Below are 15,519 nucleotides of genomic sequence, written 5' to 3'. Positions count from 1 at the left end.
TAACGAAGGCTGGGCTGGCTTGAAACCCTTGTTAACGCAAAAATTTAGAATAGACGGTACTAGTCCCCTCATTTTAAGGTAAGTGTGCAGATGATTTGCTGCGGAAAGCGAGGTGTCACTCTTCTGCTTCCTAGAGACGCTTAAGCTAAAAAAAGAATGAGGGAGTGTTCCAAAAAGATGAATCGAGCTTCTAAAAGGATCGTATCTTTATTCCTTGTTTTTGCTTTAATGGTTTCTAATGCAGCCTATATGTCTGCGAATGAAGGAGCGCCAACTGATGACGGTGCGCTCATTGTTCAGGAGCAGCATACATTCGAGGAGGATATGGGTGGTTTTATTTCTGGCACTGCAGAGGCTAGTATTGCAACGCAGGAAGGCGATCATGTACTGAAGATTGCAGGCGCTGGATCTGGCAATCGTTCGGCAAGCAAGCCTTTTGCAGCAGCAACCAATGCCCAGGAGCTGCGCTATACGTTTGATTGGCTGCCTGAGGATGTACGTACTGCAGCGAATTCCAGTGAAATATTGTGGCAGGATGCCAATAATAAGCCAGTCTTTCGCATCGTTAAAAAGGGCGGAGCACAGGGCGGCATTTATTACGGTGTCGGTTCAACCGGAGTTGATCTCAGTCAATTAGCGGAGGGACTAGCCAGTCATGATCCTGCAGTGTGGCTGAAGGTTGAGGTTTATTACGATTTTGCTGAGGAGCAGGTGTCACTTAAGGTGTGGGACAAAGCGACAGACCAAGAGCTAATCAACAGTGGTCCCATTAGCTTAATGTCTGTAGATTATACGAACATGCTGTCAGGCATCCAGCTAATCGGTAATCGTGCGAGTGGACAGACGCTTGGCTTCACGATGTATGTGGATAATTACATAGCTGAAGCCTCAGAGGCAGCAGCTCCAGAGCAGCAGCCGCGCAGCATTGCTGCTGTGACTACCCCTTATGAAGCAGTGTATTCCGTTCCGCCTCATCAGTCACTCGCAGATATTATATCGATATTGCCGCAGCGTGTAGATATTCAGCTAAGCAATCTGGCGACACGCAGCAATATTCCTGTTAACTGGTCGAGCTCGGATTATGATGCAGCAGAAGCAGGAGAATATGAGTTTATCGGTGAGCTGGATCTAACAGGAGTGTCCGGTGTTATTAATTCCGATGATATCAAGCTGAGTGTAACGATCAAGGTCATTGCAGTCGATAACGCGCCAGAGCCTCCTGCAGGCTATGAGGCGGTGCTCTATACAGACTTTGGTGATTCAGCTGATCTCGTTCCTGCATATTGGGGCTTTACGACAGCGAATGCAACGCTTGCCCTTCATACCGAAGAGCTTGCTGGCAACAGCTCCTCCAAGCTGCATTTTAATATTACGGATCAGTCCGGCGGAAGAGTAGCTACAAAAGACTTTGCACAGGCCTACATGGGACAGTCGCTTCGCCTGGAGTTTGATTGGTATCCTGGGAAGGTCAATGATAAGGGCTCGAATCCAAGTGAAAACGGTGGCGAGCTAAGAATAATGAATGGAAGCAATCAGACGATACTGACACTTAACCATACGAATCAATCACCGATTTCTTATTATATCGGCAATGGCATACAGCGAGGAGCAACAACGATTACCGAGCCAGAAGCTTGGTACAGAACGACGATAGACATTGATTATATTAAGAACGAAATCGTGCTTAACATGGTTAATGAATCACTAGAAGTTAATGAAACGTATCGAATCTCGATGGATGAGCTGGAGATCGATACGAAGGTAGGCGGCATTCGTCTAGGAGGTATGCGTACCTCTGGCAACAATCTGACATGGGACACTTATCTCGATAATGTTGCACTGTACTTGCTGCCACTTAGTGATCATACGATTACCTTTGTAGATGTGCTGCCATATCACCGCATCTATGTTGGCGATGCTACGGATGATGTGGCTACGATTGGCTTGCCGAGCACCGTACCCGTTACGCTCTCTGATGGATCTACTGCTGAGGCTGCGGTTGCATCATGGGAAGAGGTAACGCCATGGGATGCTAGTAAGTCTGGCGTATACACGTTCAGAGGTGTGCTGGATGAAGAAGGTGAATATGACAATCCATTGGATAAAACAGCACTGCAGTATGTTTATCATCGCTTGCCAGCGCCAGAGATGGCAAGAAATACAGAGTGGCTTGACCGAGGTGTCATTGCACTCCAATCAGAAGATGGAATATTCGTGAGCTGGCGACTGCTTGCAGATGAATATGAGGCAGGAGTTACCTTTAATCTGTATCGCGATGGGGTGAAGCTGAATGCTGCACCATTATCGGTAACGAATTTTGTGGATGAAGCAGGTGAAGCGGGAGATCGCTATGAGGTAGAGCGCATTCGTAGCGGGAATTACAAGAAGGATGGTGACACCATCGCGCTTGATCAGTCTTATTTAGCTATTCCGATGCAGAAGCCTGAGGGTGGAACGACAGCAACAGGTGAGTACACGTATAGTGTCAATGATGCTAGTGTGGGTGACCTAGACGGTGATGGCGAATATGAGATCATCGTGAAGTGGTACCCATCGAACGCAATTGATAGCTCGCAGACGGGGATGACAGGTCCGACGATATTTGATGCCTACAAGCTGGACGGTACACTGCTATGGCGGATGAATATGGGACTTAATCTAACCTCAGGCGCTCACTATCATCAGTTTATCGTTGCAGATCTGGATGGTGATGGACGAAGTGAGATGCTGATTAAAACAGCAGATGCTACGACAGTCTACGGCACTACCGATGGAATCTATGATTCTAGTAAGGTAATAAGCGTAATCGGCAATGCGGAGGATAATGGACGATGGGTGAATGACTCAGGCAAGGTGTTTGATGGTCCGGAATACATTACCGTATTCGAGGGGCTGACAGGTAAAGTCATCGATACGATTGACTATGAATTTGCACTCGGTGATGTTACATCCTGGGGAGACAGCTTCCATAATCGCTCGGATCGCTACTTAGCAGGACTCGCTTATTTGGATGGGAAAAAGCCAAGTGTCGTATACGGTCGCGGCTATTATGAGCGTACAACGTTTGTTGCCTACTCGCTTGTTGACGGTCACTTAGTTACGGAGTGGACGTTCGATTCAGCGGTAGAGGGCCGTGGCGGAGGGCTAGGCTATCATAGTCTTGCTACAGGCGATGTAGATAATGACGGCTATGATGAGATTATCGCAGGTTCTCTCGTGCTTGATGAGGATGGAAAAATTCTATACATGATGGATGGCAATATGGGCCGAGAAAGAGGGTCGCATGGTGACGCGATGCATGTCGGTGCGTTTGACCCGGATCGAGAGGGGCTGCACTTTATCGGCGTGCATGAGGACCCAGCAGTTGCTTCACTTGAGTATCATGATGGAGCGACGGGTGAGACGATTATGTCATTCTATGGCTCTGTTGATGCAGGCCGCGGCTTAGCCGCAAATATTACCTCTAAGCCTGGCTATGAATTCTGGGGTACAGCTCCAGATCGTGTGGAGCAAGGCGGAGGCATATATAATGTGAAGAATGAAGTAATCGCAGACAGTCATCGAGCTGCACGGTTATCAATCAACTTTGCCCTGTATTGGGACGGAGATCTGCTGCATGAGCTGCTGGATAACACCTCCATTACGAAATTCAACGAAGCTACGCTGCAGGCAGAGCTGCTTGAGGAGTTTGAAGGTGTAGTAAGCAATAATGGCACAAAAGCAACGCCAACACTGCAGGCGGATATACTCGGAGATTGGCGCGAGGAAGTACTTCTGCCGGCAGAGGATAGCTCAGAGCTTAGAGTATACAGCACGACGATTCCAACGGATTATCGCCTGTACACACTGATGCATGATACGGTGTATCGAATGGGTATTGCTTGGCAGAACGTAGCCTATAATCAGCCGCCGCATCTTGGCTATTACTTAGGTGAGGATATTCGGGATACTGTGTTGAATGGAGCGCTTAAGGTACCATACATTAATTATACGAATGAGCCTTCAACCTCTAATCCAAATCCTACGAATCCAAATCCATCGATACCGGTTGTGCCAGCACCTCAGCCTGGTGACTCTGGATCGGATCAGACAGCTTATCGCATCGACGGTGTTCGTGATGCATCAAGTAATACGATACAGGCAGAGATAACGAAGGAACAGTGGGAGAATGTGCTGAAGCAGTTTTCATCTAAACAGCGCATCACCATTTCTATCTTACCTCAGGCTGATTCCTACGCATTAACGCTGCCAGCTACCAAGCTTCACGAGGGCAGTAAGGAAATCGTTATTCAGACGGGAGCGGGAACAATTACGGTACCAGTATCGGCTTGGGAAGCGCTCGGAATAGCTGCCGATGATAAGATTACATTGCATGTGAAGCAGCAGAAGCAAGGAGATACACGTAAAGTAGAGCTTTCCTTCTCTGTTAATGCAGCGGCTGTTAGCTGGAGTAATGCCAATATTCCCGTACAGGTTACGATTCCATATGAGCTACCTCAATCGTCTGATTATGAGCTAATTACGGTAACGCATGAGGCTGAGAACGGAGCGCGCTCCTTAATTAGCAATGGTAAGTATGATGCGAAGCAGAAGGCAATCGTGTTCCTAGCTGCCCATTCCGGTGTATTCGTCATTGAGCAACAGCTGAAAAGCTTTGCAGATATTAATGACCTAGCGTGGGCTAAGCGAGAAATTGAAGTGCTCGCAACTAAGGGCATTATTCGCGGCGTAACGGACGCTGAGTTTAATCCAAACGCTTCGATTACTCGTGCGGACTTCACCGTGCTGCTTGTTAGAACGTTAGGTCTACAAGCTGAAGGTAAAGCGACGTTCACCGATGTCGCAGAGGGTGCTTATTACTACAACGCAATCGCTATTGCACAGCAGCTCGGACTCGTTCAAGGAGATGGTCATGCTTTTGAGCCACATGCAACGATAACAAGACAGGATATGATGGTTATCATCGCGAGAGCGTTACATGTCTTGCATAAGCTGGAGGCTAAGGATGAGAAAGATTTGCTTGATGCATTCGAGGATGCGGATCATATCGCTGACTACGCTAAAGACTATATTGCTCAGCTCACTGCAGCAAAGCTTGTCAAAGGCTCATATGGCAAGCTGAATCCATTAGCGGAACTAACGAGAGCAGAAGCGGCTGTGCTATTGTACCGGATATATAATTTGGATTAGAGCTCTTGCAGTAATGCAATGCAGAGCCTTCACATGACGATACAGTAGTACTCTTGTTAAGACAACGGGCAAGCTTGGAGAGAGGTATGTTATCTCACCAGGCTTGCTTAGCTTTAAATGCTTCAATAACCTTTACCAACCCAACAACAGTGCTAGTGCGAATATGACTAGATAGCAGGTTTCTTTTTAACATCGAAGCAGCTCCAAATTAGCTCCAAACTAGCTCTAATGCAATGAGCCCATTTTTTGTGTCACGTGTACCTGTTACTAGGCAAGAACATAGGATGAAGGGAACATATATTAGAGGAGGCTTGAGTATGTTTTCCCCCTATGAGCGTGACAATTGGTACTGCCCTCCAGTACAGTGGTATTGGAATGGGAGTCATTGGAATTGTGTTAGTTATCCTGTCGATCGTTGGAAAGATTCGGATTGGAATGATGCAGCGGAGAAGGCTGAGCAGACGTATCGAGATGTCGTCTTAAAGGATTATGGGCCGAATCCATTAGTAATAAATATCGATGATGCAACGGAACAAAATACGTATTTTCGGAATACATTATGGACGGGGAATCATTTGCAGCTTGTGTTAATGAGCCTTCGCCCAGGTGAAGAGATTGGATTGGAAAAGCATGATCATACCGATCAATTTTTACGATTAGAGGAAGGACAAGGGGTCGTTAAAATGGGGAACAGCCCAAATGATCTAAGCATTCAAAGGTATGTGCGCGAGGATGATTCGATCGTTGTACCTGCGGGAACCTGGCACAATCTAATTAATACTGGCAACAAAACGCTTAAGCTATATACGCTCTATGCACCGCCGGAGCACCCTTTCGGCACCGTACAGCAAACAAGACCAGCTGCTGCAGCTTCGGCCTCAATGCGCAAAGCTAATAAGCGATAGGTTAGCTATTTGATCGTGATATCGCTAACGACGCAAAAAACACTTGACAAAAAAGTTAAAATATGCTATAATTTACATTTATTGATTTAAGCTGTATAATGAGATTCTCCTGGCCAGGGGAATCTTTTTTTATGTCAAGGAGAGGTTGCAATGAAAGCTAATGAATCGAGTATCACCTCTTTAGTGTCTGCCTTTGCTCGTGCGTATCATAGTCGCTATGACGAGCCTAAAATTTTTGATGATAAGCTAGCGACGAAGCTAATCACTTCATCCGAGTTTTCAGCGATTAGCAGCAGCATGATTAACGGGATATCTTTCTTTAATGCTGAGCTTGCTAGGACGCACAAGGATCATCCAGATGAACTTTTGCGTTGGATTACACAGGTCCAGCTGTCTTCTACACCATTATCTCGTGCAGCTTTTTGTGAAGATGTACTAATGAATGAGCTCAGGCTAGGCATAGAGCAGTATGTCATTCTTGGAGCAGGGATGGATACCTTTTGTTTTAGACATCCCGAGCTGGAGGGGACATTAGCGATCTATGAGATTGATCATCCTTCAACACAGCTATTTAAACAGAAGCGATTAGAGGAGGCGGGCTTCGTCATTCCAAGTCATCTTCATTTTGTTCCGATGGACTTTAGTCAGCAGCTGAGACTTGATGACCTATACCGTGCAGGATTATCTCATAGAAAAACATTCTGCAGCTTACTCGGTGTTTCATATTATATAACAAAGCATGAGCTTGCAAGCCTGCTGCAGTTGCTGTTCTCTCAGCTTCCATCAGGCAGCTCTATCGTTTTAGATCTGGCGGATGAACATCTATTTACCGAAAAAGGACGTCATAATCGCGTTGACAATATGTTGAAAATGGCCGCTGCCGGCGGGGAAGCGATGAAATCCTGTTACACGTATGCTGAGATTGAGGCATTGTTAGAGGAAGCGGGCTTACTTATATACGAGCATCTTACACCTTCAATGATTCAAGAACGATACTTTGGCTCTCGAGCAGATGATCTATCAGCATTTGAAACGATCCATTACATTCATGCTATAAAGCGATAGCTGATTTCCACTGATCACTTTGATTGAATGATACCAACTGAATAGGCTAGGCTTCATAAAGCAAAGCGTCCTCCTGCCATGGATATTATCTGGCTGAAGGACGCTTCTTTTTTATTATATAATTTGCTTTTTGGTTACGATGGAGGGAGCATAGCCCTTTGTCTTCTTAAACACTTTACTAAAGTAGTATATATCTTGAAAGCCGCACTGTCCGGCGACCTCGGACACACTATGGTTGCCGTTAGAAAGCAGCTGCTCGGCACGGTTGATACGGACTCGATTGATGTATTCTTTAATCGTGAAGCCGGTATTCGACTTAAACAGCTTCCCTAGGTACACGGCGTGAAGATTAGTCATATGTGCGAGCTTATCGATTTCAATACATTCTGCATAATGCAATTCGATATAATCGGTGACTCTTTTTATTCTCGGATCAATATTGTTTTGAGTCTTATAATAATGTATTTGAAACAATTGATTTAGCAGCAGCATGAATAACGCCCGTTCTTTAAATGTACAAAAGGTTGTTTTGTTGGTTTGCAGATGATGAAGCTCTTTCAAATAAGAAAGGATGTCCGTATTCATTTTATTTTTTGAGACGATATCGAACGGTAGATGTACATGATTGTCGTTAAGCCAATGAAAATTAATAGCAAAGCTGTGCATCGGGTTTCCCTTAAAGGTATAAGCCTCACGGATACTGCCTCCGGGGATATAGACGATGTCATTGGCCCCAGCGATAAATGCCTGATTGTTTACGTGAAAGGCTGACTTTCCGCCAATAATGAAATAAAGCTCGTGAAAGTGATTATGCCGGATTGGAATTTGCCAATCTGGGGAGTCCTTTCTCTCTACGAAATAAAATAAATTAGGGGTTAAATATTCAAATTTTTCAAAGTCCATCATCGATACCTCCTTCACTTGTAGAAGTTCACGATCCATTAAACATGTGAATGAGCAAGTAAGCAGGTGAGTTGTAAACTATTTTACTATGATCACCTCACAATACAACCTGTGAGAACATTGTTTAGCCTGCGAATGGGTTGCTAAATAAAACAATATTGAAATATTACAAATAATCTTTAGATTCTCTATGGTTACTAGGAGGGTGCATTTATATAATTTGTATGTGATTGCTAAGTGGGCAGTAAACAACATCGTCTCCCGTGATCGTTAGTTTTTTGCGATACGTGGAATAGTTCAAGTAATGAACGTATGCAATCATGAAAGCGCTGCCTTAGCGACTGAAGAGAAGGGGGACTAAAAATGAGCTTACGAAAATTAATGGTAGTATTGTGCAGTTTAATGTTAGTTTTTATGGTAGCCTGCAGCAGTAATGGAGGAGAAAGCACATCAGGCAACAATGATGTCGTACAAAATACGGAGAATCCAACGCCAGAGCCTAGCGAAGCGACGGATGAAGGGGATGCTGATGAGCCTGAGGCTACGGTTAATCCAAATGTAACACCTGAGATGGACTTTGACATGGGTGGTAGAACATTAAAGCTTGTGTCCTGGTATGATGAGTCGATTCAGGAAACTAGCCCTGATTCGATCCAAATGAAGCAAAATCTAGATGCATTAATGGAAAAGCATAACTTCAACGTGGAATACGTTGTTGTTGACTACGGTGAGTATCAAGATAAGGTAAAGGCATCTTTAATGGCTGGAGAGCCGCTAGGTGATATTATTAGGCTTGCAAGACCGTGGATGATTCCTACACTCGTTAAGCAGGATTTATTCTGGCCGCTCGATGACTATGTAATTAATGACAATGCATTTGTTGTTCAATATACGAAGGAGCTATCTGAATATGACGGGAAGGGCTATGGCTTCCGTATCGGAGTAGCTGGAGCAAGTCAAGGCGTATTCTATAACCGTACGCTAATGAATCAGCTTGGCATTAAGGACTTACAGGAATATGTCGATGAAGATAACTGGAATTGGGATACATTTATTGAAGTAGCGAAGCAAGGTAACAAGGACACCAACAACGATGGAAAAATCGATACTTGGGGTCTAGCAACGGACTCTATTCTTATTCAAGCATTATCTTCTAATGAAACAAATATGGTTGTTAATGGTCAGCAAAACTTAGAGGATCCTAAGACGTTGGAGGCTTTGAATTTTATCTCTCGTATGGCAACGGAAGCCGTTGCAAGACCAACTGAGGGAGGCGACTGGACGGAGCCGAAGCAATTCTTCATTCAAGGGAACACATTGATGTTTGCTGCTGCGGATTATGAGATGGATTCCTTTAACACAGATATGGCGGAATATGATATCGGCTTCCTGCCATTCCCTAAAGGACCTAACAGCTCGCAATATCATTCCTTCAACACGATTCCTAACTATTACACCATTCCAAAAGCAGTCGAGAACCCAGATCAAATTGTTTACCTATGGGAGAAAATTTACGATATTGAATCGATTTATGATTATCCACGTCAAGCTGATCTAGAGAAATGGTTCCAAAATGAAGCGGATGTGGCAAACGCTCAATTGGCTGGAGAAAGCTTCCGTATTATAGAAGGAATTGATGCGTATCCTTCGATGCCTTATTATGCATTTGTTGATGAACTGAGACAAGGTGTATCTGTTTCTACGGTAGTGGAGACGTACAAGGAGCCGTTCCAAGCAGCTGTTGATGAGGTGTGGCAGAACTAGTCAAGCGCAAAAGATGATGAAGTGTTCGGAGCCTGTCACCGATATTCTATGTACGATAGCAGCATAGAGCAAATAAACAGGAGGCGCCTTATAGGTCACATGTTGACCTGTGAGGCGCCTCCTGTATTTACGTAGAGATACAAGCGTCATATATGGTGGTAAATGGAAAGCTCGTCGCTGACAAGCAGCTTATGAGCCAAAGAAGCCGTTCCTTATACTAGGTGCATGGGCACCTCATAAGGAACGGCTTCTATTGTTTACGCTGTGAAGATACGACTGCTAACGATTACAGCTTCCAGATGCGATGTAGAATAACGGCTGCTTCTGCACGAGTCAGTGAATCCTGCGGAGCAATTTTTCCATTTTTACCGTTAATGATGCCTGCATCTACAAGTGCAGCTGCCTGAGCTTGTGCATAGGCTGCTACATCGTCAGAATCAGAGAACTGAGCTAATGAGCCATCTGCATTCAAGTCTATTCCGGCAGCGGCAAGCGCACGTACTGTTAATACCATCATATCTTGACGAGAAATCTCTTCTCCTGGCTTGAAGCTGTTATCGCTATAACCAGAAGCGATGCCTAACGCTCTAGCGATAGCAAGCTCATTGTAATAATAAGCAGATTGCTCTACGTCGCTAAATGCTGACTCGTCGCTAACCTCGGCATTCAGATTAAGAGCTCTAACTAGTAACGTAATAAAGTCAGCACGGTTAATAGATTGCTGAGGCGCATAGCTGCTAGGAGATACGCCATTAATAATTTCGCGTGCCGCCATAGCATCGATAGCTTGCTTAGCCCATGGTACAGCTGCAGTATCTTCGAAGCTATTGGATGCATAAGCAACAGCGAAGCTACCTGGCTCGTTTGTTTCGAATACAACAGTTCCTGAGGCAGCATCATAGCGGCCATTAGTAACGACTGTAGTGTTACCCATGCTATCCATACGCAGCACAACAAGGTTATCGGTGTTGCTGTTTTCTTCATTGCTTGGTGTGTACGGAATAGCAATAGTTAATCCATTCAACGATTCAACAGCTTCGTTATTGTTTGCCAACAGACTTACTTGAACCGCTGGGCGGTCGCCAACCTTTTCGCGTGCTGTTTCATTCAAGCCATCAGCTGAAGCAGGAGTAATACGAATCGTTAATTGATCAGCATCACCAGCTGCTTTAAGCAATGCTTCACCTGAAAGCGTAATTGTTCCAAACTCTGTTGTAATGGTGAACACAGCTTGTTGGTCCTGCAAGCCTTGAACCGGCAGTTGTACATCATAGCCTGTTGCATTGGCTTGCTTAGAAAGCTCGATGTTAAGCTGTTTTACACCATTTGCATCAGCGGTTGCTTTCGCTAATGTGTTTTTCAGCTGATCTGCAGTAATTTTACCAACTACGCGATTGTTTACTGTCGAAACTTCAGGAACGACAGCGTTCGGGTCGGTGTTATCTGCAGGTGGTGTAGTCACTGTTCCTGGCGAAGGATTAGGATTAGGATTAGGATTGCTGCCAGGTTCATCAAGCGTAGTAACAAGCGTCAAATTACCAAATACAGATGTGCTTTGGAAGCCTTGACCTGTCAAATCGTTCCATGTCGCAATACTTTGACGTGCTCCGTTTTGACCATCGTTGATCTGAAGGTCAAATCCGATCTCTGTATTGTGTTGCGCAGTAATGGTTCTGAAAGGGATTTTTACTTCTACTGTGTATCCAGCATCGCTCGTACTTACAGCAGATTCAAAGCCCTCATCAATGTTGCTAGGATTAAATGATGCTACGTTCTTAAAGTTTACGCGATATTGACCATCATCTCCTTGGAAGAAGGTTGTTTTTTCATTGTTTTCATCTACAAACACTTCTACTGAGTCTTGCTCCCAAGCATCCGCACTAGAATCATCTAGGTTGGAATCGCTCACTTGGAACAATACATATAGATGATCTTCATCCCATAGCGCTTTAGCGATACCGTTTGCTCCTTGCCAAGCCATCTGATAACGATTGATTTGTAATGCTGGAGCGTTGTTCCATGCTGCATCAATTTCACCATCGATCGTTGGTGTGCCGAATAGTGCTTTGCCTTGATTCGCTTCGACATCTTCGCCGCCATCATACTCCTCAATGAACTTCTCAGGGTTAAGAACCGCATAATATGCAGGCTTAGCCTTCATGTCTCTATCGAATAATAACGGACTTTGTGCTGCTCTCCAGCTTGTCGCATCATTTAAGCCCCATAGTGTGACGCGAGAGATATGCTCAGCCTTTTCTTTATACAGCTTAAACAGCTGTGCGTAGAGATACGCTTGCTGCTGTGCTTGCTGCTCAGTTAGGACGTTGTCGCTGCCTGCTGTAATATCAAGCTCAGTAATACCGACTTCAACGCCTAGGGAAATGAATTTCTCCATAGAAAGTCTAACGTTTTCTGGATTCGTATTTAGGTTGTAATGTGCCTGCATACCGATTCCGTCAATGAGTAGCTCTCCATCGTTTTCATCAGCATATTTTTCATTAATTTCTTTCACCATTTGATAGATGGCTTCTGCTTTACGCTGATTATCATCATTGTAGTCGTTGTAGTAAAGCTTAATATCCCAGCCGTTTTCATCAATGGCTTCCTTGGCGAAACGGTAAGCAAGCTCTAGATAGTCATCGCCAATTGCTTGTAACCAGCCAGATTGTCGTAATGAATCTCTCCAGTCTGACGGATTAGGAGGGTTATCATTCATTGCTTCATTCACGACATCCCATGAAATAACCTTATCACCGAAATGCTCAACGACTGTTTTAACATGTGTTTCTAAGTTTTTGATTGCCTCTTCACGTGGTAATGGGTTGCCATCCTCACCAGTGTGCAGAGCTTCACGTGATTGCTGATGCCATACGAGCACATGACCGTGAATCTTAAAGCCTTCATCCAACGCTTTTTGTACAAGCTGATCCTCAGCAGTGAAATCGAACTCTCCTTGTTCATCATAGGCATAGCTCGGTTTCATCGCATTTTCAGCGGAAATAAGATTATGATGAAGTTTTAGCAGCTCAAGTCTTGTTCCATCGAACTCGCCGAGAGATACTGCGTTACCAATTAGGAAATCGTCTTTGTATACATCCTTCAGTGGAGTTAAATCACGCTCGATATCAACAACTCCAGTGCCTGTAGGCTCGAAGGTTACATCATCAATGTAGAATGAAGCCGTGCTGTTGTTAGAGCTTTCCACATAAATCGTTAAGTACTCATTACCTACACTGCTGTAACGGTACGTTCCCTCTAGCTGAACCCAGCCATCGTCTACACTTACCGTTTTGCCTTGCAGGTTGTTGTAGCTAGCACCGTCACCGTTGCCTACTTGTGTAGACAATTGGAGCTGTGCTGTTGCTGGAGAAATCAGCTTAACCCATGCTGAAATCTTATACTCATGTCCTCTGTTAACGTACTCCTCTACGCGCAAGGAAGGTCCATGCCAATTTTCATTGCGATTTTCAACCTTCAGCGCAAATTTTCCATCCTCAGTATGGTTCGCTTCATCTGTAATCGTTAAGATTTCATCACCGTGTCTTCCAACAAATCCGCCGAACTGCTCGTCGTCAAATGTGATTGGAGTAAACTCTTTAGCTGGTGGACGATTATCTTCTGGTTCTTCTTCCGAAGCAGCCATCGTTGTAATAACAATGTCACCGACGTAGAAAGGTACATTAGCGCCTGCATCGTTAGACTGAATGCGGAACGCACGATCGAACGTACCATCCTCAGTTGGCGTAGTGTCTACTGTATGAGTGCCTGTTGCTGTGAAGGATTTTCCAGCCTCCATATTTGCTTGTAGATATAAGCCCTGATATATATCTACATTTTGTACGAGTACCTGTGCCCCTGCTGGGACAGTAACATCGTCAGCGATATAGCCTTTGACTGTAATGGTGTAGGTTTTACCGTTTTCCATATTGACCTTATCAAATGGAATATCAGCACCATGCCAGTTTGCTGAGCGATCAGTAATATGAATGGCATGACCATCCTCATTGCCTTCAAACACAACATCTGAAACCGCTGTCAAATTTGAGCCGGCTTGCGTTGCAACACCAGCACCGTCCTTAAAGGTTTCATGATAAACGACAACCTCTTGCGGCTCTTCCACTTCTTTAGGCTGTTGTGTGATAAGGATGTCGCCAATGTAGAATGGAACCGGAGCCCCTACTGCATTAGATTGTACGCGAAGCGCAGTATCATTTTCCGTGTCTACAGTTAGGTTAGCCTTTAACGTAATTGCATTGCCTGCCGTATAATTCACACCCGCCAACCAACTGTAGCTGGATACGGTTTGTAGGAAGGCTTGAGCGCCCTCTGGTACTTCAACGCCCTCATCTACATAGACGGATACAGTTACTTGGTATGTTTCTCCATTCTTTAATCCAAGCTTATCGAATGGGAAATCAGCCGCATCCCAGTCATTTGTTCTGTTATCAACGTACAACGCAGCGTCATCGCTGTTGCCGTCAAAAGCCTTGTTTACAACAGATAGCTTAGCGTCACCTGACTGCGTAGCAGCGCCTTGACCATTCTCAAAGGTTTCGTGGTACACGACAACAGGGTCCTGTTCCACAGGAGCTTCAGGTGAAGGAGCCGGTCCGCCTATCCAACCTGCAAGTTCAGACAGCGTAGTGTTCATCATCACATAATGACGTCCCATTGCATAGTTACCGCTGTTCGGGTAGCCTACCTTGAACGCATAGTGAATGCCGTTTTCCTCAGCTGCCGCTTGAACTGCTGGGTTATAGTCGCCGTAAGGGAAAGCAAATAGCAATGGATCCTTGCCAGTTACTGCTTTAAGATCAGCATTTGCTTTGGCAATGGCCGCAGATGCATCTGCTTGGTTTACGTTTTTCCAATACCCGTCACTTTCGTGATTCGCAGTATGGTTTTCAATACTAACGTTTGGATGATCATCAGCGAGCTTCTGAAGCTGCTCACTGGACATGCTGTAGTCACCGTCAATCCAATCTGTAACGACGAATAGTACAGCATTCATATCCAGCTCTTCCAGTATAGGAAGCGCATTTGTTACAAAGTCTGGTGTTGCATCATCAAAGGTTAGCAGAATAGGCTTCTCTGGTATCGTTGTAGCCTCTCCGCTTAAAATCTCCACATACTGCTGTGAAGTCAATGTTGTATAGCCATGATCATGGAGGTATTGCATCGTGCTTTTAAACTTATCGATACTAGTGTCTGTCCATTCATTCGATGGTGTCTGGACAATACGATGATACAGAATGACAGGAATATCCTGTGACTCAGCTTTTGCAACTGATGGCACAAGCCATCCTGATGGAATCAGCAGTGCCGCTATCATTAGCACAGAGACCCATCTAGTAAGTTTACCTTTCATCTGATTCATTCCCCCTAGATAAAATATGGAAATATTAAGCGCTTCCATTTTTAAGAATGCTAAACATTTCCTAACCATTATTATATCTAGATAGATTTCTGGTTTTAACGGAATAACTTTACAATTTACTTCATTTTTTAAAGTTAATTTAAGATCTATGATATATTTCTATCTTAAATAGACTTATTAGAGGACTATCTCTAAAAAAATTATTTATATAGTGAATTAGATAGAGCATTAAAAGAAAGATAACCAATTAAACTAAAAAACATGTAGTGTTGTCAAAGCCAGCAGCCTTCGAGCGTATCGCTCGAAGGCTGCTGG

At 44.5% G+C, this 15,519-nt stretch carries 6 protein-coding genes; 4 read left to right on the top strand and 2 right to left on the bottom strand.

The window, feature by feature from the left end:
• The first annotated feature begins 177 nt into the window (after window positions 1-177).
• The 3 genes from M3180_RS16295 to M3180_RS16285 all read left to right on the top strand — a co-directional run bounded on the left by M3180_RS16295 (window position 178) and on the right by M3180_RS16285 (window position 7,160).
• Window positions 178-5,190 carry a rhamnogalacturonan lyase family protein gene (locus tag M3180_RS16295; protein WP_251669442.1) on the top strand — a complete coding sequence of 1,671 codons (5,013 nt, stop codon included), beginning with the start codon at window positions 178-180 and terminating at the stop codon, window positions 5,188-5,190.
• A gap of 317 nt (window positions 5,191-5,507) precedes the next feature.
• Entirely contained in the window at window positions 5,508-6,095 is a 588-nt protein-coding gene (locus M3180_RS16290) for a cupin domain-containing protein (RefSeq protein WP_251669440.1), read from the top strand.
• 150 nt (window positions 6,096-6,245) lie between these two features.
• Window positions 6,246-7,160, top strand: coding sequence for a class I SAM-dependent methyltransferase (locus M3180_RS16285; protein ID WP_251669439.1), 915 nt, complete (start codon window positions 6,246-6,248; stop codon window positions 7,158-7,160).
• 114 nt (window positions 7,161-7,274) lie between these two features.
• Here M3180_RS16285 and M3180_RS16280 read toward each other — a convergent pair whose 3' ends face one another.
• On the bottom strand, window positions 7,275-8,066 hold the full coding sequence (locus tag M3180_RS16280) for a helix-turn-helix transcriptional regulator (RefSeq protein WP_251669437.1): 792 nt from the start codon (window positions 8,064-8,066) through the stop codon (window positions 7,275-7,277).
• Window positions 8,067-8,426: 360 nt separating this feature from the next.
• On the opposite strand from M3180_RS16280, the gene M3180_RS16275 reads away from it, so the two are divergent.
• Window positions 8,427-9,827: an ABC transporter substrate-binding protein gene (locus tag M3180_RS16275; protein WP_251669435.1), complete on the top strand. Its 1,401-nt coding sequence runs from the start codon at window positions 8,427-8,429 to the stop codon at window positions 9,825-9,827.
• Window positions 9,828-10,113: 286 nt separating this feature from the next.
• On the opposite strand, the gene M3180_RS16270 is transcribed toward M3180_RS16275, so the two are convergent.
• Entirely contained in the window at window positions 10,114-15,195 is a 5,082-nt protein-coding gene (locus M3180_RS16270; RefSeq protein ID WP_251669432.1) for an endo-1,4-beta-xylanase, read from the bottom strand.
• Window positions 15,196-15,519: the final 324 nt, after the last annotated feature.

Origin of the sequence: Paenibacillus camelliae (genome assembly GCF_023715345.1) — a bacterium.
Lineage (GTDB): Bacteria > Bacillota > Bacilli > Paenibacillales > Paenibacillaceae > Pristimantibacillus > Pristimantibacillus camelliae.
Note: the sequence above shows the minus strand (reverse complement) of the source record. Positions and strands in the feature narration are given on the sequence as shown.

What these genes read in the sequence shown, in the direction of transcription:
- M3180_RS16285 (WP_251669439.1), top strand. Translation starts at nt 6,246, where the DNA reads ATGAAAGCTAATGAATCGAGTATCACCTCTTTAGTGTCTGCCTTTGCT.
- M3180_RS16290 (WP_251669440.1), top strand. Translation starts at nt 5,508, where the DNA reads ATGTTTTCCCCCTATGAGCGTGACAATTGGTACTGCCCTCCAGTACAG.
- M3180_RS16295 (WP_251669442.1), top strand. Translation starts at nt 178, where the DNA reads ATGAATCGAGCTTCTAAAAGGATCGTATCTTTATTCCTTGTTTTTGCT.
- M3180_RS16280 (WP_251669437.1), bottom strand. Translation starts at nt 8,066, where the DNA reads ATGATGGACTTTGAAAAATTTGAATATTTAACCCCTAATTTATTTTAT.
- M3180_RS16275 (WP_251669435.1), top strand. Translation starts at nt 8,427, where the DNA reads ATGAGCTTACGAAAATTAATGGTAGTATTGTGCAGTTTAATGTTAGTT.
- M3180_RS16270 (WP_251669432.1), bottom strand. Translation starts at nt 15,195, where the DNA reads ATGAAAGGTAAACTTACTAGATGGGTCTCTGTGCTAATGATAGCGGCA.